The 26,470-nt window shown below is 65.0% G+C and carries 23 protein-coding genes and 1 tRNA gene; 10 read left to right on the forward strand and 14 right to left on the reverse strand.

Annotation, left to right across the window (positions count from 1 at the left end; translation table 11 throughout):
• Position 1 precedes the first annotated feature (1 nt).
• A complete protein-coding gene (locus K3U93_RS15280; RefSeq protein ID WP_176219950.1) occupies positions 2–1,483 on the reverse strand; it encodes a phytoene desaturase family protein in 1,482 nt (493 codons plus the stop codon).
• 169 nt (positions 1,484–1,652) lie between these two features.
• On the opposite strand from K3U93_RS15280, the gene K3U93_RS15285 reads away from it, so the two are divergent.
• The 3 genes from K3U93_RS15285 (at position 1,653) to K3U93_RS24975 (ending at position 4,683) form a co-directional block, all read left to right on the forward strand.
• The gene (locus tag K3U93_RS15285) at positions 1,653–2,492 is read left to right on the forward strand and encodes an enoyl-CoA hydratase (RefSeq protein WP_286671061.1); all 840 of its coding nucleotides are present in this window, start codon (positions 1,653–1,655) and stop codon (positions 2,490–2,492) included.
• 308 nt (positions 2,493–2,800) lie between these two features.
• The gene (locus K3U93_RS15290; RefSeq protein WP_083010454.1) at positions 2,801–3,556 is read left to right on the forward strand and encodes a sensor domain-containing protein; all 756 of its coding nucleotides are present in this window, start codon (positions 2,801–2,803) and stop codon (positions 3,554–3,556) included.
• Positions 3,557–4,086: 530 nt separating this feature from the next.
• Entirely contained in the window at positions 4,087–4,683 is a 597-nt protein-coding gene (locus K3U93_RS24975) for a hypothetical protein (RefSeq protein ID WP_230981292.1), read from the forward strand.
• Positions 4,684–4,750: 67 nt separating this feature from the next.
• Here K3U93_RS24975 and K3U93_RS15300 read toward each other — a convergent pair whose 3' ends face one another.
• The 3 genes from K3U93_RS15300 to K3U93_RS15310 all read right to left on the reverse strand — a co-directional run bounded on the left by K3U93_RS15300 (position 4,751) and on the right by K3U93_RS15310 (position 8,765).
• Complete coding sequence (locus K3U93_RS15300; protein WP_083010453.1) at positions 4,751–5,656, reverse strand: TPM domain-containing protein; 906 nt, start codon at positions 5,654–5,656, stop codon at positions 4,751–4,753.
• Positions 5,657–5,731: 75 nt separating this feature from the next.
• Complete coding sequence (gene lipY, locus K3U93_RS15305) at positions 5,732–7,375, reverse strand: triacylglycerol lipase LipY (RefSeq protein WP_176219949.1); 1,644 nt, start codon at positions 7,373–7,375, stop codon at positions 5,732–5,734.
• Positions 7,376–7,490: 115 nt separating this feature from the next.
• A complete protein-coding gene (locus K3U93_RS15310) occupies positions 7,491–8,765 on the reverse strand; it encodes a fatty acid desaturase family protein (RefSeq protein ID WP_083010452.1) in 1,275 nt (424 codons plus the stop codon).
• Positions 8,766–9,432: 667 nt separating this feature from the next.
• Here K3U93_RS15310 and K3U93_RS15315 point away from each other — a divergent pair.
• From K3U93_RS15315 to K3U93_RS15325, 3 genes are all read left to right on the forward strand, one after another.
• A complete protein-coding gene (locus K3U93_RS15315; RefSeq protein ID WP_176219948.1) occupies positions 9,433–10,248 on the forward strand; it encodes a type IV toxin-antitoxin system AbiEi family antitoxin in 816 nt (271 codons plus the stop codon).
• 597 nt (positions 10,249–10,845) lie between these two features.
• Positions 10,846–11,484 carry a nucleotidyltransferase domain-containing protein gene (locus K3U93_RS15320; RefSeq protein WP_139796914.1) on the forward strand — a complete coding sequence of 213 codons (639 nt, stop codon included), beginning with the start codon at positions 10,846–10,848 and terminating at the stop codon, positions 11,482–11,484.
• A 28-nt stretch (positions 11,485–11,512) separates the two neighbouring features.
• A complete protein-coding gene (locus K3U93_RS15325; protein WP_083010451.1) occupies positions 11,513–11,902 on the forward strand; it encodes a hypothetical protein in 390 nt (129 codons plus the stop codon).
• A gap of 62 nt (positions 11,903–11,964) precedes the next feature.
• Here the strand turns inward: K3U93_RS15325 and K3U93_RS15330 are convergent.
• The 4 genes from K3U93_RS15330 to K3U93_RS15345 all read right to left on the reverse strand — a co-directional run bounded on the left by K3U93_RS15330 (position 11,965) and on the right by K3U93_RS15345 (position 15,921).
• Positions 11,965–12,038 (reverse strand) — tRNA-Ile (locus K3U93_RS15330).
• A gap of 54 nt (positions 12,039–12,092) precedes the next feature.
• Entirely contained in the window at positions 12,093–12,920 is an 828-nt protein-coding gene (locus K3U93_RS15335) for a carboxymuconolactone decarboxylase family protein (protein WP_083010450.1), read from the reverse strand.
• Between the two features lie 7 nt (positions 12,921–12,927).
• The gene (locus K3U93_RS15340; RefSeq protein WP_083010449.1) at positions 12,928–14,301 is read right to left on the reverse strand and encodes a TldD/PmbA family protein; all 1,374 of its coding nucleotides are present in this window, start codon (positions 14,299–14,301) and stop codon (positions 12,928–12,930) included.
• A 102-nt stretch (positions 14,302–14,403) separates the two neighbouring features.
• Entirely contained in the window at positions 14,404–15,921 is a 1,518-nt protein-coding gene (locus tag K3U93_RS15345; RefSeq protein ID WP_083010448.1) for a TldD/PmbA family protein, read from the reverse strand.
• 45 nt (positions 15,922–15,966) lie between these two features.
• Between K3U93_RS15345 and K3U93_RS15350 the strand changes: the two genes are divergently transcribed.
• From K3U93_RS15350 to K3U93_RS15360, 3 genes are read left to right on the forward strand one after another with little or no spacing between them, the layout of a single operon-like run.
• Positions 15,967–16,839, forward strand: a complete 873-nt coding sequence (locus tag K3U93_RS15350) for a carbohydrate ABC transporter permease (RefSeq protein ID WP_071511924.1) — start codon at positions 15,967–15,969, stop codon at positions 16,837–16,839.
• The gene (locus K3U93_RS15355; RefSeq protein ID WP_083010447.1) at positions 16,826–17,653 is read left to right on the forward strand and encodes a carbohydrate ABC transporter permease; all 828 of its coding nucleotides are present in this window, start codon (positions 16,826–16,828) and stop codon (positions 17,651–17,653) included. The genes K3U93_RS15350 and K3U93_RS15355 overlap by 14 nt, the downstream gene beginning before the upstream one ends.
• Positions 17,650–18,987, forward strand: coding sequence for an ABC transporter substrate-binding protein (locus K3U93_RS15360; protein WP_083010446.1), 1,338 nt, complete (start codon positions 17,650–17,652; stop codon positions 18,985–18,987). Before K3U93_RS15355 ends, K3U93_RS15360 begins: the two co-directional genes overlap by 4 nt.
• A 6-nt stretch (positions 18,988–18,993) precedes the next feature.
• On the opposite strand, the gene K3U93_RS15365 is transcribed toward K3U93_RS15360, so the two are convergent.
• The 4 genes from K3U93_RS15365 to ddaH all read right to left on the reverse strand — a co-directional run bounded on the left by K3U93_RS15365 (position 18,994) and on the right by ddaH (position 23,433).
• Positions 18,994–19,872 carry a universal stress protein gene (locus tag K3U93_RS15365; RefSeq protein WP_083010445.1) on the reverse strand — a complete coding sequence of 293 codons (879 nt, stop codon included), beginning with the start codon at positions 19,870–19,872 and terminating at the stop codon, positions 18,994–18,996.
• Positions 19,869–21,275 carry an amino acid permease gene (locus tag K3U93_RS15370; RefSeq protein ID WP_420915417.1) on the reverse strand — a complete coding sequence of 469 codons (1,407 nt, stop codon included), beginning with the start codon at positions 21,273–21,275 and terminating at the stop codon, positions 19,869–19,871. The genes K3U93_RS15365 and K3U93_RS15370 overlap by 4 nt, the downstream gene beginning before the upstream one ends.
• Positions 21,276–21,337: 62 nt before the next feature.
• On the reverse strand, positions 21,338–22,585 hold the full coding sequence (gene rocD / locus K3U93_RS15375) for an ornithine--oxo-acid transaminase (RefSeq protein ID WP_083010443.1): 1,248 nt from the start codon (positions 22,583–22,585) through the stop codon (positions 21,338–21,340).
• A complete protein-coding gene (gene ddaH / locus K3U93_RS15380) occupies positions 22,582–23,433 on the reverse strand; it encodes a dimethylargininase (protein ID WP_083010442.1) in 852 nt (283 codons plus the stop codon). The genes rocD and ddaH overlap by 4 nt, the downstream gene beginning before the upstream one ends.
• A 122-nt stretch (positions 23,434–23,555) precedes the next feature.
• On the opposite strand from ddaH, the gene K3U93_RS15385 reads away from it, so the two are divergent.
• On the forward strand, positions 23,556–24,002 hold the full coding sequence (locus K3U93_RS15385) for an Rv2324 family transcriptional regulator (protein ID WP_083010441.1): 447 nt from the start codon (positions 23,556–23,558) through the stop codon (positions 24,000–24,002).
• Here the strand turns inward: K3U93_RS15385 and K3U93_RS15390 are convergent.
• Both K3U93_RS15390 and K3U93_RS15395 read right to left on the reverse strand, forming a co-directional pair.
• The gene (locus K3U93_RS15390) at positions 23,980–25,782 is read right to left on the reverse strand and encodes a sulfatase-like hydrolase/transferase (RefSeq protein WP_083010440.1); all 1,803 of its coding nucleotides are present in this window, start codon (positions 25,780–25,782) and stop codon (positions 23,980–23,982) included. The two genes, K3U93_RS15385 and K3U93_RS15390, sit on opposite strands and share 23 nt — an antisense overlap.
• Positions 25,775–26,227, reverse strand: coding sequence for an SRPBCC family protein (locus K3U93_RS15395; protein WP_071511915.1), 453 nt, complete (start codon positions 26,225–26,227; stop codon positions 25,775–25,777). The genes K3U93_RS15390 and K3U93_RS15395 overlap by 8 nt, the downstream gene beginning before the upstream one ends.
• Positions 26,228–26,470: the final 243 nt, after the last annotated feature.

Here is a 26,470-nt window from a genome sequence, read left to right on the forward strand (position 1 = left end):
TCTAGATCAATTGCTCAAGTTGCCAGCGATCGCGATGCACATTGATATACCTGTCGACCTCGCGGGCGACCTTGACGGCTGAATCCGCGGCTCCATGGGTGCCAAGCCCCTGGCCAGTGGAGAAACCCACGAAATACAGCCCGCGCACCGGCGATTTAGCCGTGGGCGCATGCCGGCCGCATTGGCCGACGGTTTGCGCCAGCCCGTAGACCTCACCACCTTGACCCGGCAGCACCGAGGCGCTACCAACTTCGGAAACGGCTGCGGGACCGAAGGATTCAAGCCGCTCGGCACCATCGAGCAATCCGGGCCACACCCGGTCGACGATCTCGCGCGTTCTGGCCAGATACGGGGCCGGGTCCAGGTTGGGATGCGAAGGCGAGGTCATTCCGGCATACACCAACTGCCGGCCAGCTGGAGCCATCCCCCGATAGACCGAATTCGTCCCGACAAACACATACGCGTCCTTTGGCGGTATGCCCGTCTTGGCCGCCTCGGCCCACTGCCTCGAAGTCACCACGGTGTTGTGCGAAAAGTAGATATTCGTATATCCCTTGAGGACTTCGCGCGGGATGAACGCACGGTAACCGACGAAGCCCCAGCCGGGGTGGAGGTCGGTGACATAGTTGAGGTAGCCGCGGTCGAAGTGCTCGCGCCCAACGAGACTGAGCACGGTCGTAGGAATCGACGCATTCGAAATGACTGCGGGGGCACGAAACGTTCCCGCGTCCGTTTCCACCCCGGTGACCCGACCGTCGTCCACAGTTATGCGATGAACCTTCTCGCCGAGACGGACCGTACCGCCGTTGCGCCGCACGACGTCGGTGAAGACTTCAAACATGTGGCCATAGCCGCCGACAACGTAGCGGCTGGACCCCTGCTTGGACGACTGCTGATAAATCCGAACGAACTCGCTGGCGCATGCCACATCGGCGGGAGTTTCCAACGCGCCTTCGGACAGCGTTCCGAGCAGACCATATATCGAAGGCGAGGGGTTATACCGGGTCAGCAGCTCATGGACCGTCACGTCGTCAAGGGCTGAAATGTCGGGCTCCTTCATGGTGAGCAGGCGCATCATCAGCCGCACATCGCCGACTAGCTTGCGCGGCGGTATCTGCAGCTTGCGCAGCATCTCTACGGCGGTTATCGGCGAATCTCTCATCTCGATATGCGCGATATCCCCGGAAGGCAGACCGAAAGCGAAACTCCCGACAACCTTGGGCGTAATCAACTGGATTTCGCGCTCCAGCGCCAGTTCCTTGATGACGTGCGCGAACACCGATCCTCGGGACGGAACACCGTTGATGGGAAACAATTCGTAGGTGAACCCATCACGCTGTTGCCGCATCATGCGCCCGCCCGGAAGAGCGTTCTTGTCGATCAGCAACACGCGGTGGCCACGATGAGCGAGTAATGCCGCGCAGGTGCTGCCTCCGGGACCCGCGCCGGCCACGATCACGTCGAAATTGTCGTTGCCGCTCACTTGTCGCCACTCCGTGTGCACGACGCCATTGGGAGTACCGCCCGCCGCACCTGGCATCCGGCTCGCTGCTTCCTAATCGGTGATTTGTCGACGTCGTTGCCCCTGCAACGGATTACCGGCAGCCGATATTCATGGTCATACAACATGAACACAGTGTATGGTCTTCGCGGTGAGCATGGTGACGGTAGAACGGCCGCGTCAAGGCATTGCCCTCGTCCTGTTGAATCGACCGGAGCGGATGAATTCTGTCGCATTCGATCTCATGGTCCCCCTGAAGAGAACGTTGGAAGAGATCTCTTATGACAACACTGTTCGGGTAGTCGTGCTGACCGGTGTGGGGCGCGGTTTCTCGTCGGGCGCCGACCACAAGTCCGCCGGACCTGTCCCGCATATCGACGGATTGACTCGTCCAACAATGGGTTTACGGTCGATGGAGTTACTCGACGATGTGGTGCTGACCCTGCGGAAAATGCACCAACCCGTGATTGCGGCGGTCAACGGCGCGGCGATCGGAGGCGGGCTGTGCCTGGCGCTGGCGGCCGACATCCGTGTCGCGTCCTCGTCCGCTTACTTCCGGGCCGCGGGTATCAACAACGGGCTCAGTGCGAGCGAACTTGGCCTGAGCTATCTGCTGCCCAAAGCCGTTGGAACCTCGCGAGCTTTCGACATCATGCTCACCGGGCGAGATGTCGATGCCGTAGAGGCCGAGCGCATCGGGCTGGTGTCGCGGCATGTCGCGCCCCAGGACCTGCTTCCCACCTGTTTGGACATGGCCGAACTGATCGCGAGTTTTTCGCGGCCGGGGGTGGAACTGACCAAGCGAACGCTGTGGACCGGCCTCGATGCAACCAGCCTCGAGGGGCACATGCAAGCCGAGGGTCTGGGTCAGCTCTATATCCGACTGCTCACCAGCAATTTCGAAGAGGCCGTCGCCGCTCGCGCCCAACAACGGGCACCGGTGTTCACCGACGACATGGTGTCGATTCTCGATGACGAACAACTGAAGTAGCTTTTCACTGCCCGAACCGCGCCCCTGTCCAAAGCGCATAAATCCCTCACAGCGGGCATATTCACGACCGGTTTTGCTGTTCCTGGTGTTATGGCTGGGCGCGCACTGAGCGCAAAACTTCACGGCGATGTTGAACCTCGTAACCGAGCCGTACAACGCCTCGCCCGGCACGACATTCCGGCAACGTGCGTGCGCCCGATCGCGCCAATTTCTGCCGTATTTGCGGTGTTTCGATCACTCAAAGCGCTACACCGTCGTCGTTCGGCGCCCGAAGCGGTGCCGTTGAGGGACCGGACAGGAGGACCCAAATGATCGCAACGTCGGTGAAGGCGCCCCTCGGTGCTGCCACCGCGCGCCATCGCATCGCGTGCGTTCTTTTCGCCGCGGCGGGCCTGTGTCTGATGCTGACCGGCTGCACCGTATCCACCATCGGGCGCCCGGCGGCGGCTCCCGACCTGGGGCATTGGCAGCCTCCGCCGATCCTGAGCTCGCGGCTGGGGAACCTGCTGCTCAGCGAAAGCGACGTCAATGTCGTCGGCGGCACGACGGCCATGGCGCTACGCAGGCCGATCTCCGAGATGTCGCACAGCGACGGTCTGGGTACCAATCGGAATTGCCTGGATGCCTATTCCCCGATCGAGGCCGCCGTCTACCAAGACAGCAACTGGGTGGCGGTGCAAGGGCAGCTCCTCGACAATGTTCACTCGCGGGTCGACGCGCACATGCACGCCTTGGTCCAGGCCGTGGTCGGGTTCCGCGACGCCGACGCGGCCCAGCAATTCTTTAGCCGAGCCGAACCGCGGTGGTCCGCCTGCGCCAATCGGACACTGACCATCACGCAACCCGACCAGGATCCCGTCTCGTGGGCCTTGGGCGAGCTGGTGACGAGCGACACCGCGCTGACCATCATGCAAACCCTCGACGGCGTCGACGGCTTTGCCTGCCAACGCGCGATGGGAGTGCGCAACAACATCATCATCGACGCGCTGTGGTGTGGATTCGACACCACCAACCAGGCAGGCGAGGTCGTCACCAAGATCGCCGCCGCGGTATCACAAGCATGACCGCAGCCAGCAGGACTTCGCATCCCAATCAGGTATTTTGTGGGACGAATTCTTCACCAGGCGACTCGGCAGCGCCTATTACCGCCGAACGAGAGTGGTCATCGAAACATATTGTTGCACAACATAAATCATGCACGGGGGCGCTGACCTATGTGTTACCGCACTTGACTACGTGTGGCCCATTGCTCTTCGGATTCGCACACAAATGACCGCGGCTTCGCGCAACGAAGAGCCGCCATCATTGGGGTGGTGGTCCTGCGGCATGTTATGGACACCGGACGACACGCTTCAGCCTTGGAAGGGACAGTTTGGTGCGTTAGAGTCCCAGCTCGGGGCAAAGAAGGGCGACGACAATGGCCACAGGTCTAGCCATAGCGGCGATGGTGATTTCAATTCTGTCGGCTCTCAGCTCTGCCCGAACGAGCTACCAAGTGAACGGGAGCGGGTTCCGGGCTTCCCACGCCCTACTAACGGATCTCGCGACCTTGCTCGCTGCCCTACGGTCGATTTCCGTCAAAGGTGCGATGGTCATGGGAGAGCAGCGCAAAACTCCAATTCCAATCGACACGGAGCTGGCTACCCTTCGCACTTTCTTGACCAGCACAAGTGGGCTTGCGGTCTCTCTGTACGCGGGAAAAATTGGGTCTGCCGGCGCTCCGGATGATCCACGCGCTGGTGCGTGGCGCGTATTGAGGATGAACTTTACGAACCTTGCGGCGATGACCCTTACCACCGCGTCGGACAATCAGGTCGCCGGAGTGCAGGCACTCGAAATCGAGCGCACGTTAAGCGCTTTGAACAGAAAATCGATCAAAGGGATCCGGCACGAGATCAAGAATTTGCCGAATGTACTGTCGTCGCTGGCGGACTCTCGACAGCACGACGTTCTGCTTAAGGCGCTGGATGAGGTGACCGCGAAAAGAAAGACGGAAGCAGATTTTGGAACCGAGCGTCAACGGCTACGTCAGCTCAAGACTTCTGGCATAGATGATGCGGAACTTGACCTGTGGTTGGCCATGCTTGAAAACGACCTCCCGGCAGGAAAAGACGCTCTTGCGCGTGGCGCTGATCCCAACATATCCCTTGGGAAAGTCCTCGATAGGTATAGGGACGTGGACTTAGACTGAGACACCCGCCTATCACGGTCGCGGCCCCGGGTCGTTCAAGGCTGGCGCTCAACGGCTCAGCTATGGATCATCGCGTAGATGCGGTGCCCCGACGTCGTCGCGGGCCGTGCGCCGCTAGCACGTCGGCGTTTGCCAGCGTTTGTGCCTGAGCGGCCAGCGTCGATGCCCTGTTGGCATAGGCAATCGCTTCGGTGTCGTTGCTTGCTTCCGCGCCGTGCGCCGCGGCCAAATATCGTTTCGCGTCTTCGAGCCGGGTCTGGGCCTCGGCGCGGACGCTCTCGCGATGCCTGGTGACGTAGTCGGAGATTTGGCGCAGTCTGGCGTCCGCGGTGGACAACGCCTGCGGCAACGAATCTTCAATGTTCACCTGCCCAGCGCTAGGGTCGGCCCGCCGCGCGGCGCGCCGGCGGCGGCGCGCGCGATAGAGCACGAGAACCACCACGACGACGACCACGACGATGATGACGCCGATCGCGATCGGCAGCCAGCTCCGCTTTGGTGAGCTTGCCGATTTGTCCAACCCGTCAGCCGCGGCGACCGCGGCACGGCCCCAGTCTTTGGCGCCCACCGCTGGTTCAATTTGATTGCTCCGCAGACTGTTTAACTCGGCTGCGGTGAGGCCCTGCACCTTCGGCGGCACGGTGAACGCGTACAGCTTGGTGTTCGTGGCCACGGCCAGTAGCGCGTCGTGGTCGCCCATGCCGCTGGCGCTGCGGGTTCGCTCGGCCCAGTTGTCGGGTTTGAACCTGGAGAAGTTGTCGACGTAGACCACCCACAGTTGAATGTGCCGATCGCGGTAGAGCCGGTCGATTGCCGAGCTGACCGCCACCCGACCGGAATCCGTCAACGCCCCGGTGCTGTCGGTGATGTGATCCGTAAGCTTGGACGGCGGTTGCGCGCCGGCGGGGGTTGCCAGCAGCAACCCCGCTGTGAGGATCGTCAGGACTACACCGAGCAGGCGGACAACGCGCATACGGGTAATCTAACCCGCCGCCGGCCGCGATCCAGGGCTGCGTAAGCCACAACACGAGGCCAAGGCGACCCAGGGTTAAACACCGAGTTCCTGGTCGATCTGCGGCCAGTATTGGGGACCGTCCACGGTGAGGATGATCCAGTCGTGTATTTCGCCGTTGGCGAGCACGAAGCTGAACGGGGCCCCCGCGGCCGCGGCCTCCTGCTGGAGGACAAGCACGTCGGGCGAGAGTATGTCCAGGTTGCCCGAGTAGACGGTTGTCGGCGGGAGTCCGCTGAGCGACCCGTTCAGCGGGCTCACCATGTAGTTGCTCACGGGTAGATCGCCCGCCCACACCTTGCCGAGTACTTGCGCGGGCCCAGAAGAGAGCAGTGGATCCTGAACATACGCGATATTCGGATTGGTCATCGCCAGGTTCAGCCATGGAGACAGCAGAACCATTGACGCCGGTACCGGGTCACCCTGGGCCACCATGTATTCGGCGGCCGCCAGTGCGAGGTTGCCGCCCGAGGAGTCACCGATCACGCTGACGTGCGGGGCCCCGTACGCAGCGATTTGCGTGGAGATGAAGCCGGCCATTAGGGGCACAACCGTGCCGGCGGTGCCTCCTTGCTGCAGCAACGGGTAGATCGGCACTTCAATGGTCGCGCCGGTCTGGTAGGCCATCACCGTGTAATCGAGCCAGTGGAAGAGCGAGGGCGGGAAGATAAACGCACCGCCGTGAATGGCAACCACGTAGTTGCCGGATGGATGGGCAGGAGTAATCTGCACGACGCTCATCCCGTTGTATGTGGTGTGCTGGACCGTCTCTCCCAGCAGCAACGTCAGCAACTGTGGCGGGGTGTTGCCGAGAAATAGCCCGAATAGCGGGTTGTTGCCGGTAAACAGCGATAAAAGTGGGTCACCTGGCACCGCAAGTTGGGTTTCGAGTCCGGGGAAGAAACCCAGGGCATCTTTTACCGGCCACAGCGCGGCGACTTCAAGCCTGGTTGCCAGCGACGGCGTGCCGGTGAAGGTCCCCGCTTGCGTTGCCGAGAATGGCGGAGCGGCCGGTGACCCGAAGATATCGACGAAGAGCGTGTTGGCCGTCCCGGTGATCACCGTGGCCAGATTTGTGGGGGTCTGCTGAATTTCCTGCTCGACGACGGCGAACCCGTTTTCCAGAGTTTTGGCGAGTTGGGCCGATGTTCCGGGCAAACCCTCCAGCGCTTGTCCCCAGGATTCCAATTGGGTGACCGCTGCCGACGCGCTGAGGTGATACCCGCTCATCGCGGCGACATCCTGGGCCCACATCTGTTCGTATTCGGCCTCCGCGGCCGCGATCGCAGGGGCGTTTTGACCGAACAGGTTCGAGGTCACCAGCGATGCCAGCTGGCCGCGATTGGCCGTTACCAGTCCGGGGTCAACGATCGTTGCCAGCGCAGCCTCATACGCGGTGGCCGCCGCTCGGGCCTGGGCCGCCGACTGTCCGGCTTGCGCGGCCGCCCCGCCCAGCCAGCCCAGATACCGGACGGCCGTGTTCGTCATGGACGCCGATGCCGGGCCTTGCCAGGCCTGGCCCGCCAAGTCCGAAGTTACCGAGCTAAAGGCGTTCGCCGTCGCGCTCAACTCACTGCTGATCCCGTCCCAGGCCGCCGCCGCCGACAACATCGGCCCCGAACCCGGTCCATCGAGCAGCAGCACCGAATTGACCTCAGGCGGCCACACCGAAAAGTTCATCGCTGCTCCTTCTCGATCAGCCCTTCAGCAGCCCACTGCGGCAACGTACATCGTCTAAGGTTTTCGAGAAGGGGTTTCTTGGCAATCGCCCGGATGGGGCGCGCGGCCAACCCGTCTATAACGAGGCGCGGTAACCAGGTGGCCGAACTCGTGCCCTCCGGCCGCGCCGACGGACCGCTGCGATCGCCGTCTTGAGCCCGCGGCGACGCCCCGTTGTTGGGTCGGTCTCAGCGAAACCGGGCCCCAGTTCGGTGAACATCCGCTCGCTACGGGTCTCCGGCGCGTCGTCAGCAGTGTCGCGCAAGTACTTGTTCGGCAGCGACAGTTTGGCGATGGTGCGCCACGTCTTGCCGTACTGCATCAGGAAAGAACCCGTGGTGTAAGGCAAGTCGTACTTGTCGCACACCGCTCGCACCCGCACCGAAATTTCGTGCAACCGGTTGCTCGGCAAATCGGGAAACAGGTGATGTTCGATCTGATGGCACAGGTTGCCGCTCATGAACCGCAGCACCGGACCGGCCTCGAAGTTCGCACTGCCCAGCATCTGGCGCAGATACCACTCACCCCTCGTTTCGCCGATCATGTCGGTCTCGGTGAATTTCTCTGCGCCATCGGGGAAATGCCCGCAGAAGATCACCGCGTTGGCCCACACGTTGCGAATCACGTTGGCCACCACGTTGGCCTTCAGCGTCGATTTGTAGGTCGCCGCCGGCGACAGCGAGGTGAGCGCCGGCAGCGCGACATAATCCTTGAACAGCTGCCTGCCGGCCTTAACCGAGAACTCGCGCGTCTGCTGCAGGGTGATGTCGCGCTCCGGGCCGGCCTTCAAGAGTTTTTCTAGATCGACGGTCTGCAAACCAATCCCCCACTCGAACCCAAGTGCAAGAAGGGCATTGAACAGCAGGTTGCCGATGTTGAAGCGCTCCCAAGGCTGGTCACGTGTGACTCGCAGAATGAAGTAGCCCACATCGTCATCCATGCCAAGGATGTTGGTGTACTTGTGGTGCTGAAAGTTGTGGGCGGAAATCCAGTGTTTTGATGCCGCACTCATGTCCCACTCCCATGTCGTGGAGTGGATCTCGGGATCGTTCATCCAGTTCCACTGGCCATGCATGACATTGTGGCCGATCTCCATGTTCTCGATGATCTTGGCCAGACCAAGGGCGGCGGTTCCCGCCCACCACGCCGCGCGTTTCGAGCTACCGGCCAGCAGGAGCCGACCGGCCACATCGAGGGCACGTTGCGCGGCGACGGTGCGGCGGATGTAGTGGGCGTCGCGCTCGCCGAGGGAATCCTCGACGTCTCGTCGGATCGCGTCCAGCTCGAAGGCCAGGTTCTCGATGTCGGCGTCGGTTAAGTGGGCGAAGGCCGCAACGTCCGTAATCGCCATGTTTCCCTCCCCTTCGGGCTGCTATGTGGGAATCGCAGCGTTAATATGCCATCGGCAAGTGGCTATTCCCTCGATGGCTCAACGCGGGTTGGCGGTTCAACGTTCCTTCAGGCTGATGGACTTACGGGATTCACAGGTGCGCGGCGTAGATCGAATTGTCTGCACGTCAACACCTGTTCATCGACTAGTAGCTGAATACCTCGCGAGATGAGAGGCGGCTTGCTACAAGATAAGCGGTTTTAGTAATTGCGGCGGTACCCGTCGGCGGCGTGTCCCATCCGTTCCGCGCGACTTCGATGACGGACCAGTTTGTGCCCGGGAAGTGCTCGTTCGCCGCCGCGCGCTTAGGTTGAGATCTTCCAGAGCCATCCGGAAGAACCGGTAAATGCCTGTGCTACAAGGAATTTGGAACTCCAATAGACTGAACAGCCCTCACCGATTCTGGTCGATTCTCGATCAGCTTTTCAAGAGACTTGCGCCCGGCGATGCACGTTGGGGCTGCTCAAACCATACGCACGTAATGCAGTTCGACGGGTTGGACCAGCCAGCCTGCCAAGTTGGCCCCTATCGGTCGACCGTGTCCGCGTGCGCGGTTACACCTCCTCGCGATGCTGTCGTTTGCAGCCTTAGTTTGTTATTATCGGACAAAGAAGGGAGGTGAATGACAGTGGCCCGAGTCATTTCACGCTCAGTCTCCGGCATAGTCGAGCAGCTCGAACTCGAGAGTGACCTGGTAGTGACGTTAGCGCGGCTGTCCGCGGTCATGCGCCAAACTGGTCTTGACGGCGATGAGGCGGTGGCACGCCGTCTCGCATACGAACTCCAGCGTGACGGCTGGCTGGGACAGCTGCGGACCCGACACGCCTGGGAGTTCCTGCCCGGGGCGCGCGGCGGTGCCTACGGCTCTGGTGATCGCTTTATCGAGTTCCGCGCGCAGCGCGCGGTGGACTCCGGTTGGCGGGGCGTGCTGGCGATGGAGACGGCTGCGTCCATGCTGGGGCTGGCCCAGCGGTTGCCGGAGCAGGAGGTCGTTGCCCTCCCTGCCGAGCAGGCGTTTCCTAAGGCCCTCGTCGGCGATTGGCGTTACGTCCGCATCAAGCTGCCCGGAGTTGGGCTGACGACTCTCAACGGATTGCCATCATGGAACGTCGACGGGCTGATCGTCGGTATTGCGGTACGTCCGTCTGCCTATCAGGACGTAGCTGGCCTCGGTCAGTGGCTGCCCGATGCTGTCACGGACGTGGACGTCGACACCGTCATTCGCTTGCTGAACACGACGTCTCGCGCAACAGCGCAGCGCACCGCGTATCTCCTCGGGGCGGCGGGCAACGACGACGCTCGAGCGGCGATCGTCGCGAACTACCCGGCGACAGAGACGGCCTGGCTTGGACCGCGGGTCGCCGGCGCAGGTGTCTTCAACGCCGAGACCAAGGTCAACGACACCCTGCTGCACCGGTATCTCACTGTGGGCACCGGATCTTGAGCCGGGTTACCGAGGGACATCTCGCGCGCCACTATCAAGGCGTAAAGGGTGGACGCGATGCGGCCCTGCTGGACATTGCCTTCATGAGGTGGAAAGGGCACTCGCGTCTCTTCGAGCGCACACCTGAACCACAAGTCACGAGCGATAGTCTGCGCAGTAGAGAAATTACTTGTTTCCGATTCCGCGCCGTAAACATCATCAAAACACCGCTCCTGATGGGGCTGTTCAGCGGGGCTCGAACCCGGGACCAACTGATTAACGCCCCACCATGTGCGATGTAGCCAATCTGTCCCGTATTTGCTTGTTCCCCAACCGATTACAATGCTCGTTAGACACTCATCGTTGCCGTCGATTCTCGTCGCTTCTCGACCATAAACGACGAATAAAACGAGCTGGCGGAGAGGCCAGGGAGGCCAGCCAGGGCCCAACGATGGCTCAAAGTTGTCACCGTGCCCACCTACCGATAGCGCTAGAACTAGAACGTCATCACGATCGAGACCGCGCGGCGGTGATCGCCACCATGGCTTTGCAGCCGACACAGTTCCAACTATAGTTGTGATACTCTAACTTTAGTTGTAGATAAAGAAGGGGCCGGCGATGCAGCTGAACCGGCCGTTCGCCACGGTGACGCCGACGTTGGACGGCGATGTGCTCGGCGTTCTGACGACCAGCGAAGCGACGTTCACGATCGCCCAGATCCAGCGCATCCTGACCACCGCGTCAGGGGAAGGCATCCGCAAAGTCCTCACCCGCCTGACTGTCCAAGGTGTGGTGCTCCGTGATCAAGTCGGCAGGACCAACACCTACCGACTCAACACCGAACATCTTGCGGCAGAGCCGATCCTGGCGCTGTCGCGGCTGACCGCAACGTTCCTGAACCGCCTCGAATCGCACCTGGAAGGGTGGGGAGAGGAGCTCAAGTACGCCGCGGTATTCGGGTCAGCGGCAACAGGGCGGATGACCCTCGGCAGTGACATCGACCTGTTCCTGGTGCGCGCCTCCAACCCCGAACACGATGGCCGCCAGGGGGATTCGGAGGTGTGGGAGCAACGGGTGGCCGAACTCGCACGGTCGGTCACCGCGTGGACCGGCAACGACGGCCGCGTCGTCGAGTACACCGAAAATGAGCTTCGCGCCGCGGCCACTGCCGGTGAGCCGCTGCTGAGCGACGTGGCCGGGCAAGGCCTGACCGTCGCCGGAACACGGGCATGGCTCAATAGGCAGCTCACCCGATAGGCAAGGCTGCGACAACGAGGAGGGCCTGATGGCGGGGACGCGTAAGTGCAATTCCGCTGTCACCACGGGGCGCCTATATAAGGCGGTTGAGTTCTTCGACGCCGCTGAGCATCTGGCAGACGACATGCCCAACGCCGCGGGTGATCTGTTCGTGGACGCCGGTATCGCCGCTTCCGACGTTATCTCCTGCGTCCGGCTCGGCGTGTATTCGTCAAGCGGGACCCACAGCGAAGCCGTCACTCTGCTGGCAACGGCGGACAAGGGATCCGAGAAACACCTGAGCACTCTGCTCGGCTTGAAGAATAAGGCGGCCTACACCCACCAGGCGCTATCCACCGCCGAGTGCAAGAAGATGAACCGCGCCGCTTCCTATCTGGTCGAGGCGGCCAAACGGGCCGTGGCGTCAGCAGGCCGGTAACCTGACATCGGACAAGAGCGGCCCCGATCAGCTAACTACCTACTCTGACGTGGGTGCTGACGTGGGGCGGGCGGGGCTCGAACCCGCGACCAACGGATTATGAGTCCGCGGCTCTAACCAACTGAGCTACCGCCCCGATGTGGCGCGGCACCCATGGTGCCACGACGCCGCAACGAAGCATATGCCGCCGTCAGCTGAACACCGTCTGACCGTCGGCGTCGAGCAGGTACCGCTCGATGCCGTGCTCAACCCGTGGGGCGTCGGCCCCGAGCGATACGGCGATCTTGTTGCTGGCATTGCGCATGACGTCGAAGGTGAGCTCCACTGCCTCGGCCTCCGAGAACCGGGAGCGCACCTCGGCGGCAACGTCGGCGACGAGGTGCGCAGGGGTCCAAATTAACCCATCGGTATAGCGCAGCGCTGCTTTAGCGCGTGGGGTCAATGACTGCGAGTTCTCGTAGCGCTCGATGTCGCCGTACAGCGTCTCCGTGCCCCCGGCGTCGAGTGCGGTGCCCTCGCGCAGCGATTTGCACAGCCGGCAGTTGTGTTGCGCCGCGCCGCGGAGCCGGACCAGCTCGGAGGTGACCGGGTCCAGCGCACGCATCCGGGCCACCGCCGGCAGGAACTCGTTGAACACCATGTCCGACGGCTCGCTGACGTGGTCCCAGGCGATCGGCGCGTCCACCCAACCGAGATACTCCGAGCCGACACCGAGCGCCTCCAGCCCGGCCCGCACCCGCGGCACGAAGTCGGCGATATACATCAGCACGACGACACCGAAAGTGCGGTCGCCCAACGACTTAAACAACCGGGACCGCTGCTCGGCGGTGATCGCCGAGACGTCGACGCTGAACTGCTCGGCGAACTCGGCGACGACGGCCTCGGCCTCCGACGCGGGCTCGTCCACCTCGACGCAAGCGGGCAATGGCGGCAGCGACAGCGTCTGCGCGCACACCCGACGCACCAACCCGGTCAGACGACCGTCTCCGGGAGAGAAAGCCACCAGCTGATCCAGCATCACAGCATTATTGCGCCTGGCTCACCGACGACATATGGAAATCCGGTATCCGCAGCGACGGCATCGCCGCGCGAGTGGCCCAGTCCCCCCATTCTCGTGGCAGGGTCTTCTCGCTGGCGCCGGCCTCGGTGACCCGTCGCAGCAGGTCCAGCGGGCTCTCGTTGAACCGGAAGTTGTTGACTGCGGCGGTCACCTCGCCGTCTTCGACGAGGTAGACGCCGTCGCGGGTCAGCCCGGTGAGCAGCAGCGTGGTGGGCTCGACCTCGCGGATGTACCACAGCGTGGTCAGCAGCAGGCCGCGCTCGGTGGCCGCGATCATGTCCGCGAGTTCGGCCGACCCGCCGGTCATCACCAGGTTGTCGGCGGCCACGGAGACCGGGGCGTCGAACTTGGCGGCGGTGGCCCGCGGGTAGGCCAGCGCGTTGATCACCCCGTTGCGGATCCAGTCCACGTGCCTGATGTCCATCCCGTTGTCGAACACCGACGCCGTCTCCGACGAACTGCTCACCGCGACGAATGGCGTGCACGCCAGGCCCGGCGCCATCGGATCGGAGAACAGGCTCACCGGCAAGTCGGTGAGCCGCTCCCCCACCCGGGTCCCACCGCCGGGCGCGGAAAACGCGGTGCGGCCCTCCTGGGCGCCGCGGCCGGCCATCGACCAGGCCAGGTAGATCATCATGTCGGCCACCGTCGACGGCGGCATGATCGTCTCGTAGCGACCAGCGGGCAGCTCGACGCTGCGCTCAGCCCAGCCGAGCCTCGTCGACAACTGCTCGAGCAGCGAATCCGTTGGCACATCGGCGAAATCGGCCGTGCCGACACCCGCCCAGGCGCTGGCGTCGCCGCGTTTGGCGTTGATCTCCACCGCGCCGGTGGGCTGCGTGAAACGCCGGCGCAGTCCGGTCGAGGACGCCAGAAACGTCGTCGAAACGCTATGGTGGGCAAAGCCATACAGCCGGTCGGTGCCCCGAAACGCCCGGCTCAACCAGTCGGCGACATCGGCGAACACCAAGGGACCGGTGCCGGGCACCGGCGCGTCCCAATCGGCGGGCACCCCGGTATCGACCAGCAGCGGCGCGGCATCGCCGGCCTCCGGCGCCGAGCGGGCCGCCTCCTGGGACGCCGCCACCAGCCCGGGAATGACCCGTGGGTCCACCTCAGCGGACACCACCGTGCCGACGCGTGCGCAATCGCCTTGGCACACAAAGGAAATCACCGTGATGCTACGGCTGATCGAAACCCCGTTGGTGGTCATCGAATTGCCCGCCCAGCGCAGCGTCGCCTCGACCTTGTCGGTGACCAGCACCATGGTCTCGTCGGCGCCACCACGTTTGGCCGCCTCGTCCAAAACGATGTTGACGACGTGCTGCGCGGTGATCATCGGCGCCGCTCCTCAGCATCACTTCGTTCTGCATCGTCACCGGCGCGGATCATCGGCGCCGCTCCTCAGCATCACTTCGTTCTGCATCGTCACCGGCGCGGATCATCGGCCGCCCTCGGTAACCGTGTTGAGCACGTTGATATTCCGGAACAGCGCCGAAGGACAGCCGTGGCTCACCGGCGCGACCTGGCCGGGCTGGGCCTTGCCGCAGTTGAACGCGCCGCCCAGCCGCCAGGTCGACGGGCCGCCCACGGCTTCCATGGAATTCCAGAAATCGGTGGTGGTGGCCTGATAGGCGACATCGCGCAGCTGGCCGTCCAGCCGGCCGTCGCGGATGCGGAAGAACCGCTGGCCGGTGAACTGAAAGTTGTAGCGCTGCATGTCGATCGACCATGACTTGTCGCCGACGATGTAGATGCCGTCCTCGACGCGGCCGATCAGGTCGGCGGTGCTGATCTCCTCGGGGGCGGGCTGCAGCGACACGTTGGCCATCCGCTGGATCGGCACGTGATGCGGCGAGTCGGCATACGAGCACCCGTTGGAGCGCGGCTGCCCAAGCCGCGGCGCGAACACCCGGTCCAGCTGGTAGCCGACGAAGATCCCGTCGCGCACCAGATCCCAGCTTTGCGCGGCCACTCCCTCGTCGTCGTAACCGATGCTGGCCAAACCGAATTCGACCGTGCGGTCGGCCGTCACGTTCATCACCGGCGAACCGTAGCGCATGGTGCCGAGTTTGTCCGGGGTGGCGAACGACGTTCCGGCATAGGCGGCCTCGTAGCCGATCGCACGGTCGTATTCGGTTGCGTGGCCGACGGATTCGTGAATAGTCAGCCACAGGTTGGTCGGGTCGATCACCAGGTCCTTGCGGCCCGGAGTCACGGTGGGCGCCTTGACCTTCTCGGCCAGCAGCGCCGGGAGCCGCGCGAGCTCGTCGGTCCAGTTCCACACGTCGTCGCCGGCCAGCGCCTCCCAGCCCCGGCCCATCGGCGGAGCGAGCGTGCGCATCGAGTCGAAACCGCCCGACTCGGCGTCGACGGTCACCGCCTCCAGCGCCGGCAACACCCGCACCCGCTGCTGGGTGATCGAGGATCCGTAGGTGTCGGCGTAGAACGTCTGTTCCTTGACGGCCGTCAGGCCGGCCGACACGTGGTCGATGCCGCCGGCGTCCAGCAGCCGCCCGGAGTACTCCTCCAGCACGGCGATCTTGTCGGGTGTGGGCACCCCGAACGGGTCGATCCGATAGTTCGACACCCAGGTGGCGTCGGTGTAGACGGGCTCTTCGGCCAGCTCGACGCGCTCGGTGTTCAGCAGCGCCAGCGTCCTGGCCACGTGCACGGCGCGGCGCGCGGTCTCGGCCGCGACCGCCGGCGCCAACTCCGCGTGCGAGGCGAATCCCCAGGTGCCGTCGACGATCACGCGTACTGCCAGGCCGACCTCACGGCTGACGACCGCGGTCTCCAGCTCGCCGTCGCGCAACAGGATGATCTCCGTGCTGATGCGGTGAAGCCGCAGGTCCGCGTGGCTGGCCCCGGCCGCGGTGGCCGCCGACAACGCGGCTTCGGCAAGGTCGTGGCGCGGCAGGTCCACAAAGTCGGCATCGATCCCCCGGTTCGGTGTCACCCGTCCACCCTAGGTCCACTGTGACCGCCCGGCTTTAATACACCCATGCACGACGCGCCCCGCCGATCGACCGCGCTGGGCTATGCGCTGCTGGCACCCAGCCTGTTCGGCGTGGTCGCCTTTTTGCTGCTGCCCATCCTCGTCGTGGTCTGGCTCAGCCTGTACCGGTGGGACCTGCTGGGCCCGCTGCACTATGTGGGCCTGGCCAACTGGCGGTCGGTGCTGGCCGACTCGGGGTTCGGCAACTCGCTGATTGTCACGGCCGCCTTCGTGGCGATCGTGGTCCCCGCGCAGACGGTGCTGGGGCTGCTGGCCGCATCGATGTTGGCCCGCCAGCTCCCCGCCACCGGCCTGTTTCGCACCCTGTACGTGCTGCCGTGGATCTGCGCGCCGCTGGCCATCGCGGTGCTGTGGCGCTGGATCCTGGCTCCGACCGACGGCGCCGTCAGCGCCGTGCTGGGACATAGCATCGGGTGGCTTTCCGATCCCAGCCTGGCGCTGCCGCTGGTTTCGGCCGTCGTCGTCTGGACCAACGTCGGCTACGTCTCGCTGTCGTTTCTGGCGGGCCTGCTGGCCATCCCCGACGATATTCACGCCGCCGCGCGCACCGATGGCGCCACCGCCTGGCAGCGGTTCTGGCGCATCACCCTGCCCATGCTGCGGCCGACGATGTTCTTCGTTCTGGTGACCGGGATCGTCAGCACGGCACAGGTTTTCGATACCGTCTACGCGCTGACCGGCGGCGGACCGGCCGGCAGCACCGATCTGGTGGCGCACCGCATCTACGCCGAGGCCTTCGGTTCGGCGGCGATCGGACGGGCCGCGGTCATGGCGGTCGTGCTGTTCGTCATCCTGATCGGCGTCACCGTCGTTCAGCATCTGTATTTCCGGCGGCGGATCAGTTATGACCTCACCTAGCCGCCTCGGGGCCAACACCGCGATCTACGCCGGGCTGACGCTCGGGGCGCTGATCACGTTGGCGCCGTTCGGGCTTGGGCTACTGACGTCGTTCACGTCGGCGCACCAGTTCGTGACGGGTACGCCGCTGCAGTGGCCGCGGCCGCCCACGCTGGCCAACTATGCCGACCTGGGCGGCGCCGGGTTCGGCCGCGCGGCTGCGGTGACGGCGTTGATGACGGCGGTGATCCTGGTGGGCCAGCTGACCTTTTCGGTGCTGGCCGGATACGCGTTCGCGCGCTTGCGGTTTCCCGGACGCGATCCGCTGTTCTGGGTCTACATCGCGACGCTCATGGTGCCGGGCACGGTCACGGTGGTGCCAATGTATCTGATGATGGCCCAGCTGGGTCTGCGCAACACGTTCTGGGCGCTGGTGCTGCCGTTCATGTTCGGCTCGCCATATGCGATTTTCCTGCTGCGCGAGCACTTTCGGATCATCCCGAACGACTTGATCAACGCCGCGCGCCTCGACGGCGCCAACACGTTGGACGTGATCGTGCACGTGGTGATCCCGTCCAGCCGCCCGGTCCTGGCCGCCTTGACGCTGATCACCGTGGTCTCGCAATGGAACAACTTCATGTGGCCGCTGGTGATCACCAGCGGCCACAAGTGGCGAGTGCTCACGGTGGCCACGGCCGATCTGCAATCACGGTTCAACTCCCAGTGGACGTTGGTGATGGCGGCGACGACGGTCGCGATCGTGCCGCTGATCGCGCTGTTCGTGGTCTTCCAACGCCACATCGTCGCGTCGATCGTGGTCTCGGGGCTGAAGTGACCCGGCCGCGCTTTTCCACGCTGGTCGCTGCAGCGCTGGCGCTCGTCACGGTGCTGTTGGCCACGGCCGCGGTGCTGTTGGACTACTCCGGCCAACCCCACGGTGGCAAGATCGTTGTGACCGTGCGTATCTGGGCCGACCAGATCGCCGCGGCATATCGGCAATCGTTCGAGGCATTCACCCGCGCACATCCCGCTATCCAGGTGCACATCAACATGGTGGCCTACTCGACATACTTCAACACCCTGCGCACCGACGTGGCCGGCGGCAGCGCCGACGACATCTTCTGGCTGTCCAACGCCTACCTTGCCGCCTATGCCGACAGCGGCCGGTTGCTGAACGTCGGCAAGACCCTGGGCCCGGACGCGGCCTCGGCGTGGGAGCCGGCGGTGGTGGACCAATTCACCCGCGGCGGCGTGGTGTGGGGGGTGCCGCAACTGACCGACGCCGGCATCGCCGTGTTCTACAACGCCGACCTGCTCGCGGCGGCGGGCATTGATCCCTCCCAGCTGAACGGCCTGCGGTGGAACCCCGACGGCGGCGACACGTTGCGTCCGCTGCTGGCTCGGTTGACCGTCGATGCTGACGGAAACACCGCGGGCACACCACGTTTCGATGCCGGACGGGTACGCCAATGGGGATACAACGCGGCCAACGACCCCCAGGGGATCTACCTCAACTACATCGGCTCGGCCGGCGGGGTGTTCCAGCGCGGCGACGAGTTCGCGTTCGACAATCCCGCGGCGGTGCGAGCATTCCGCTATCTGGTTGGTTTGATCAACGACGACCACGTCACGCCGCCGGCCGCGGACACCAACGACAACGGCGACTTCTCCCGCAACCAGTTCCTGGCCGGCAGGATGGCGCTCTTCCAGTCCGGCACCTACGACCTGGCGCCGGTGGCCCGCGATGCCCGCTTCCACTGGGGTGTGGCGATGATGCCCGCGGGCCCGGTGGGTCGGGTGAGCGTCACCAATGGCATTGCCGCGGCGGGTAATTCGGCGACAAAACACCCGGACGCGGTGCGTCAGGTCTTGGCCTGGATGGGCAGCAGGGAGGGCAACGCCTACCTGGGCCGCCAGGGTGCGGCCATCCCCGCGGTGCTCTCGGCTCAGCCGGTCTACTTCGACTACTGGGCCGCCAGGGGCGTCGACGTCACACCCTTCTTCTCGGTGCTGAACGGCCCGCGCATTCCGGCTCCGGGCGGCGTCGGTTTCGCCGCTGGGTACACGGCCCTGCAAAGCTACTTCGACGAAATGTTCCTGGGCCGAGGCGATGTCGCGGCGACCCTGAAGCGGGCTCAGGCGGCCGCCAACGCCGCCGCGCAGCGCTGATCGACGCTAGCCGGGTAGCACCAGCACCGGCACCGGACTCTCGCTGAGGATCTTGGCGCTGCGCGATCCGAGGAATACCCTGCTGACGTCGCCGCGCGGTCGGGTGCCCAAAGCCAGGATCTCACCGTCCTGCCAATCCGTCTTGTCAAGCGCCTCTTTCCAGCTACGGCCGGTAACCACTTCCAGGACAACGTCTTCACCGACTATCCCGTCGGTCTTCAGATTTTCCAAGGCTTCTCGCGCTTGCGACGCCCAGGCCCGCAGTACCTCATCCTCGACGTCGAGCCCCACCTGCGGCGGATACATCGTCTTGCCCCGGACCGCGAAGGTAATCACCCGCATCGGCAGCCCGAATCGGGCGGCGGTCTCCGAACACCGCCTCACCACGTCGATCGAGTCCGGGGTAGCCGAGTAGGCGCAGGTGAGCCGTGTCAGTTTGCCTGTGTGCGAATGATATTCGCGGGGGCTGATGGCCACCGGCACGGGCGACGCGTGCAGCAGCCCGTCGGCCGTCGTACCGATCACCACCAGCCCGGGACCACCGCTGGGCAATGACCCCAACACCAGGACGTCGGCGCCGGCCTCCTCGACCACCTCGATCAATCCACCGGGCACCGAGTGGTGGGCGCGATGGAGGTAGGTGACCTCGACCCCGTCGACCAAATCGTGCAGAAACCGCGCGGCCTCGGCCGCCGAGTCCGCGGCGAGATGGTCCGCCCAGTCCTCGTACTCGGCGTCGACACGGGCGAACGACGGTGTCAGCCACGGCTTGGGCACGATCGTCGCCACCGTGAGCGACGTGCCGAGCGTCCGCGCGACGCGTACCGCCAGGTGCAACCCCGTCAGGCCGACGTTGCCGGCCCGGTAGCCGACGACGACGGTCACACCAACTCCCCGGACGAATCGTTGAGTGCGCTATGGCGCCGGCCCCACAACAGGTAGTAGCACAGCGCCAAGGCGATCCAACCGGCAAACGCCGCCCAGGTGTACCAACGCTGGCCGGACAGGATGTATCCACATGCCAGCACCGAACAGATGGGCGTCACGGGATAACCGGGCACCCGGAACGCGCGCGGCAGCTCCGGCTCGCGGACGCGCAGGACGATCACCCCGACGGATACGACGATGAACGCGATGAGAGTGCCGATGGACACCAAGTCGGCCAGCTTCTCGAGCGGAACGAGGGCGGCCAGCAGCGACGCGGCGACCGCGACGATCACCGTGTTGTTGACCGGGGTCATCGTGCGCGGACTCACCGCCGCGAACTGTGCGGGCAGCAGCCCATCGCGACCCATCGCGAACAGGATGCGGGTCTGGCCGTACATGGTGACCAGCGTGACGGTGAAGATCGAGATCACCGCGCCCGCGGCCAGAATTGTGCTGGCCCACTCCGCATGTGTGACGTTGTCGAGAATCGTGGCCAGCCCGGCCTGTTCCTGTTGTTCAAAGTCCTGCCATGGCTGCGTGCCCAGCGCCGCGAAGGCTACCAGTGCGTAGACGCTGGTGACGATGACCAACGACGCGACGATTGCGCGCGGCATGGACTTGTGGGGGTCCTTCACCTCCTCGCCCGCGGTGGATACCGCGTCCAGGCCGATGTAGGAGAAGAAGATGGTGCCCGCCGCCGAGCCGATGCCGGCAACGCCGAACGGGGCGAAATCCCTGAGGTGGTCGGCGTTGTAGGCGCTGAAAGCGATGATCACGAACATGCCCAGGACGGCGAGCTTGACCAGCACCATGATCGCATTGATCGTCGCCGATTCACTGGCTCCGCGGCTGAGCAGCAGCGCGCACAGTCCGATCAGGATGATCGCCGGCAGGTTCAGGTAACCCGGCTGCTTGTCCCACGGTGCGGCCGACAACGCATGCGAAAACTGAAAACCGAACAGATTGCTCAGCAGCTTGTTGAGGTAGCCGCTCCAGCCGACCGCGACCGCGGCGGTGGCCACGCCGTATTCCAACAGCAGGCAGGCCGCCACCACCATCGCGACGGCCTCACCCATTGTCGCGTATGCATACGAGTACGACGAACCCGAGACCGGCACGGCCGACGCCAATTCGGCGTAGCACATCGCCGCCAGCCCAGCCGCGATACCGGCGATGACGAACGCGACGATCACCGCGGGACCGGCTTCCGGCACCGCCTGCGACAACACGAAGAAGATACCGGTGCCGATCGTCGAACCGACGCCGAACATGGTCAGTTGGAACGCGCCGAAGCTGGGCTTGAGATGCTCCGACGCGCCGCGCGCCACCGGGGCGTCCAGCACCGGGCGGCGCCGCAGCATCTGCTGTCTCAGGCCGATCGACGTGGCTCGCAAATTGCGCCTCCTGTTACGGGATCAGCTGATTATGAGGCAGCCTCCCGCAGCACGGCGGCGAACTGGGCCACCGCCCAGTCGATCTCCTGCTCGGTGATCGCCAGCGGCGGCGCGAACCGCAGCGTCGAACCGTGGGTGTCCTTCACCAGCACACCGCGGTGGGCCAGCCGCAGGCTCATCTGTTTGCCGGTGCCCAGCGTCGGTTCGATGTCGACGCCGGCCCACAATCCGAGGCCACGCACCGCCACCACACCGTCGCCGATCAGCGCCCGCAGGCGACGGTGCAGGTGGGCGCCCAATCTCGCCGAGCGGGCCTGGAATTCGCCCCGCGCCAGCATCGCGACCACCGTGGTGCCGATCGCCGCCGCCAGCGGGTTGCCGCCGAAGGTCGAGCCGTGTTCGCCGGGATGCAGCACACCCAGGATGTCGCGGTCGGCGACCACCGCCGACAGCGGAACGACGCCGCCGCCCAGCGCCTTGCCGAGCAGGTAGACGTCCGGCACCACGCCCCAGCGATCACAGGCGAACGTGTAACCGGTGCGGGCCAGGCCCGACTGGATCTCGTCGGCGATCATGAGCACGTTGCGCTCGCTGCACAGCGCGCGGACGGCCGGCAGGTAGTCGTCGGGCGGGACGATGATGCCCGCCTCGCCCTGGATCGGCTCCAGCAGCACCGCCACCGTGTTGTCGTCGATCGCCCGCGCCAGCGCCGTGGCGTCGCCGAACGGCACCGAGCGGAATCCCGGGGTGAACGGCCCGAAGCCGTCCCGCGCCGCCGGGTCCGAGGAGAAGCTGACGATGCTGATCGTGCGGCCATGAAAGTTGTTGTCGGCCACGATGATGTTGGCCCGGCCCGCGGGAACGCCTTTGACGTCGGCGCCCCACTTGCGGGCGACTTTGAGGCCGCTTTCCACGGCCTCGGCGCCCGAGTTCATCGGCAGCACCATGTCTTTGCCGCACAATTGGGCGAGCGCGGCGCAGAACGGTCCGAGATTGTCGGAGTGGAAGGCGCGGCTCACCAGCGTGACGGTGTCCAGCTGTGCGTGGGCCGTCGCGGTGATCTCGGGGTTGCGATGACCGAAGTTGACCGCCGAGTAGGCGGCCAGGCAATCGAGGTAGCGGCGGCCTTCGACATCGATGATCCAAGCACCCTCGGCGCTGGCCGCCACCACGGGTAGCGGCGAATAGTTATGCGCCGCATGCCTTTCAGCCAGCGCAATGGCGGCCTCGGTTCGGTTGGCGGCGACCCGTCCGTCTCGGATGTCGAGCAATGTCATGGGAAGACCTCCAATGTGCAGCACTTGACGGAACCGCCGCCCTTGAGCAGCTCGGACAGATCGACGCCGACGGGCTGGAAGCCGGCTTCACGCAGCTGTGCGGCGAAACCCGTTGCGGCGGCGGGAAGCACGACGTGCAGGCCGTCGGAAACGACGTTGAGCCCGAGCACGAACGCGTCGGCGCTGCCCACCACGATAGCGTCCGGAAACAGCGCACGCAGCTGATCCCGCGCGGCCGGGCTGAACGCCGGAGGATAGAAGGCAATCGTGTGATCGTCGAGGACGGCCAGCGCGGTATCCAGGTGATAGAACCGCGGGTCCACCAACGCTAAGGAGACGAGCGGCACGCCCAGCGTCACCGAGATTTCGTCGTGTGCGCGCAGGTCGGTGCGAAAACCATAGCCCGCCAGCACCATTTCGCCGACCATCAACAGGTCGCCCTGTCCCTCGTTGACGTGACGGGTGGTCACCGGCCGGTAGCCAAGCGACGACATCCACTCGGCGTAGGCCCGCGACTCGCCGGCGCGTTCGGCGAATCGGAACCTGGCGACGATCGCGATGTCGTGCGCGAGGAATCCAGCGTTGGCGGTGTAGACCATGTCCGGAAGCCCAGGCACGGGTTCGATCACGTCGACGTGGTGCCCGAGCCGTAGGTAGGTGCGGTACAAAGAATCCCACTGTGCTTGCGCGACGTGGACGTCGACGGGTGTGGTGACGTCCATCCACGGATTGATCGCGTACTCGACGGCGAAGAAGGCCGGCGGGGTCATCGCGTACCGGCGGGTCCGGTGAGTGCGGCTCTCGGCGCCTTGCTTGTGCGATGCCGCAGCGACGTAGGAATCCGTCATAAATCAACGATATTTAGGATGCTTCAAACAATCAAATGACGGCTATTGCGTGTCTATTATCGATTTATTGCGTTAGCATGGCAGCTACGGCGATTTGTTGTGCATCACCGCAAGGAGCAGCGATGGACCGGCTCGATGAGACCGACGAGCGCATTCTCGCCGAGCTGACCGAGCACGCGCGCGCCACCTTCGCCGAAATCGGCCAGAAGGTGAACCTTTCCGCGCCGGCGGTGAAGCGCCGGGTCGACCGGATGCTCGACAACGGCGTGATCAAGGGCTTTACCACGGTTGTCGACCGCAATGCGCTCGGCTGGAAGACGGAGGCCTATGTGCAGGTGTTCTGCCACGGCACGATTGCGCCCGATCGGCTGCGTGCGGCCTGGGTGAACATGCCCGAGGTGGTCAGCGCGGCGACGGTGACCGGCACGTCGGACGCGATCCTGCACGTGCTGGCCCGCGACATGCGGCACTTGGAGGCGGCCCTCGAGCGCATCCGGTCCAGCGCCGACATCGAACGCAGCGAAAGTATCGTCGTGTTGTCGAACCTCATCGACCGAATGCGGACCTGACCCGACGCACCAGCCCGGACGGCTGCCGGCTCGGCGGTCGGCGAGATGCATAGGGCCACGGCCGGTTTCGCTCGGGGATGGCGCTGGCCCGGGCGTGTTTGAGCTGTGTCCGCAGGTGCTGGCGCAACTCGTGCAGATCCGGATCCGTCCAACGGTTGTCGGCCTCGATCGGATCGGCCGTCAGGTCGTAGAGCTCCCACTGGTCGTCGAGCGGGGACGTCCGGTAGGCCTCTCCCCCAAGCCCGTTAGCGGCCAGGTGACGCACCCCGGGTTCGGTCCAGGTTCCCGGATCGTCGAACGTGCGGACCAGCTTCCACAGGTGCCTGGTGCCTCCGGGAACGTCGTCGACGCGGACCACCAGTCCCTCGAAGTTGGATGCGGTATGCGCGGGAATCCTAATCCGCAGCGGCGCAGGCGGATTGACCGTCCGCTTGAGGCGGCGCGCCAGGCCCGAGGCGCCGCTGTCGCCTTCGAGCATGTTGTCGCGGGTCATGATGTAGACGGCCCGAGTGTCGTCGGCGGGTGCGCCGTCGACGATCGGCATGAGGTCGCGGCCCGGCAGCTCGTGGACCTCCGAGAACGACTCGGCCAGCGTGGCCGCGAGGTCCCCCACGTCTAAGCCGGCCGCAGAGAGCAGGGTCGGCACCAGGTCGACGTGCGACGTCGGCGCGGTGACGACGCGCGGCTTCGTCGGGCGCTCGCCGATGCGGGCGATGACGAAGGGCACGCGGGTGGCCTCGTCGTAGAGGTTGAACCATTTCTGGTGCAGTCCGCCGTGGGAGCCGAGCAGATCGCCATGGTCGGCCGTGCGCACCAGCACCGCCTCGGAGGAGCCCTCGGTGACGGCCCGCCGGACGCGGTCGATGGGCCCGTCGACCTCGGCGTGCAGGCGGTAGTAGAGGTCGCGGTAGCGCTGGGCGTTGCGGTCGTAGGTTCGGCTGATCGCGGGCGCCGGGCCGTAGCCGGAATAGTAAGTCTCGCGAAACGCGATTTGGGCTGCCGGCTTGGTCGACAAATCCTCGTCCGCGGTGGGCGCCGGAGGTACCGGCGGCGGATCCAGGGGCGATGGCTTGACCGGGCCGCGGAGTGACCACGTCGGGAACAGCACGATGTCGTGCGGGTTGACGAAGCTGGCCACCAACAGGAACGGGCGCAGCGCGCCGGGGTCGCCGGCGCGGCGGCGGGCGTAGCGGTCGGTGAGCCAGGCGACGACCCGGTCGGCGATCAGCGGGTCGCGGCGAACGCCGGCGTTGGCCAGCGCCGCGCCGTGCGGTTCCGGGCCGACCCATCCCGAAAAGCCAAACGGCCCAAGCGGATCGGCGTCCAGGTAGCGGCGCACCGCGGCGGGGTCGACCACACCGTCGTCGTCGTTGGTCGCCAGCGGGCGGCCGGTCGCGGGGTCGGTGAGGTCGGCGTGCGAGATGTGCCATTTGCCGTCGTAGTGGGTGTCGTATCCGGCCGCGCGGAACCAGTTGCCCAGCGTGGGCACCTCGTTCTGGCGCAGCCAGCGCATGCGGGAGTCATCGGCCGTCTTTCCGATGCCGTCGGTCTGGGTGACCCCGTGCAGGTCCGGGTAGTGACCGGTGAAAATCGTTGGGCGGCTGGGCACGCAGGCCAGCGAGCCGGTGTAGTGCCGGGCGAAACTGATGCCGTGTTCGTCGAACCACTTGCGGCCGGCTAGCGTTCGGTCGCGCCAGGCGAGCACGTCGGGAGCCTCGTACGGCGGCACCGCGCGCTCCTCGTCGGTCATCACGATGACGACATCGGGGCGATCAGACACGGGCGTTCTCCAATCGGTTCGCGAGCCCGGCGAGCATCGAGTCGGACTGTCGCGCCACAAAGCGACACAGGACGCGCTCGACCAGCTTTTGGTATGGGCGAGGCCCGATTTCGACGGTGCTGGTCAGGGTCACCACGGTGGAGTCGCCCGCGGTCGGTTGCAGCGTCCAGCGGTTGGTCACCCTGCGCAGCCGGCTGGGCAGGCCTTCGATGTCGTAGGCAAGCGCGTGCGGCGGGTCGAACTCGGTGATGGTTTCGACGAGGACGTCGCGTTTGACCTGAACGCGCCGGGCGGTGCCGACGGGTCCGCCGTCGACACCGGAATGCAGGATGCACGAGTGGTCGGCGTTGCCGGCCCACGAACTGATCGCGCCGAAGTCGGCAAGCACGTCCCAGATTTCCTGCACGGGAGCCGCGATGCTGCGGGTGCGGTGAATGTCGGCCACCCGCTCAAGCTACGCGAAAGCGACCGGCCGCACGCCCTTTTCACATGTAGCACTCCGTTCGCGAATAGAGCGACGGTGAAGGTCTTGGTGATCGATTCGATCGCCAAGATTGTCCTTGACGCGGGTGAGGATCTGGCTCGGCTGGTCGGTCTCGCGCCGTGCCGCACACGCCAGTCGAGAAGCACACTAAGACGGATTGGCCCCCTCCTTGGGAGGGGGCCAATCGCCATTGGTTGGTCACCG

This window comes from Mycobacterium malmoense (assembly GCF_019645855.1).
Lineage (GTDB): Bacteria > Actinomycetota > Actinomycetes > Mycobacteriales > Mycobacteriaceae > Mycobacterium > Mycobacterium malmoense.

Bases quoted from the DNA above. Each gene is read 5' to 3' on its own strand.
- K3U93_RS15325 (WP_083010451.1), top strand. From the start codon at position 11,513: ATGGCGGGGACGCGTAAGTGCAATTCCGCTGTCACCACGGGGCGCCTA.
- K3U93_RS15335 (WP_083010450.1), bottom strand. From the start codon at position 12,920: ATGCTGGATCAGCTGGTGGCTTTCTCTCCCGGAGACGGTCGTCTGACC.
- K3U93_RS15355 (WP_083010447.1), top strand. From the start codon at position 16,826: ATGACCTCACCTAGCCGCCTCGGGGCCAACACCGCGATCTACGCCGGG.
- K3U93_RS15290 (WP_083010454.1), top strand. From the start codon at position 2,801: ATGATCGCAACGTCGGTGAAGGCGCCCCTCGGTGCTGCCACCGCGCGC.
- K3U93_RS15350 (WP_071511924.1), top strand. From the start codon at position 15,967: ATGCACGACGCGCCCCGCCGATCGACCGCGCTGGGCTATGCGCTGCTG.
- K3U93_RS15340 (WP_083010449.1), bottom strand. From the start codon at position 14,301: ATGATCACCGCGCAGCACGTCGTCAACATCGTTTTGGACGAGGCGGCC.
- K3U93_RS15300 (WP_083010453.1), bottom strand. From the start codon at position 5,656: ATGCGCGTTGTCCGCCTGCTCGGTGTAGTCCTGACGATCCTCACAGCG.
- lipY (WP_176219949.1), bottom strand. From the start codon at position 7,375: ATGAACTTTTCGGTGTGGCCGCCTGAGGTCAATTCGGTGCTGCTGCTC.
- K3U93_RS15320 (WP_139796914.1), top strand. From the start codon at position 10,846: ATGCAGCTGAACCGGCCGTTCGCCACGGTGACGCCGACGTTGGACGGC.
- K3U93_RS15370 (WP_420915417.1), bottom strand. From the start codon at position 21,275: ATGCTGCGGCGCCGCCCGGTGCTGGACGCCCCGGTGGCGCGCGGCGCG.
- K3U93_RS15385 (WP_083010441.1), top strand. From the start codon at position 23,556: ATGGACCGGCTCGATGAGACCGACGAGCGCATTCTCGCCGAGCTGACC.
- ddaH (WP_083010442.1), bottom strand. From the start codon at position 23,433: ATGACGGATTCCTACGTCGCTGCGGCATCGCACAAGCAAGGCGCCGAG.
- K3U93_RS24975 (WP_230981292.1), top strand. From the start codon at position 4,087: ATGGGAGAGCAGCGCAAAACTCCAATTCCAATCGACACGGAGCTGGCT.
- K3U93_RS15310 (WP_083010452.1), bottom strand. From the start codon at position 8,765: ATGGCGATTACGGACGTTGCGGCCTTCGCCCACTTAACCGACGCCGAC.
- rocD (WP_083010443.1), bottom strand. From the start codon at position 22,585: ATGACATTGCTCGACATCCGAGACGGACGGGTCGCCGCCAACCGAACC.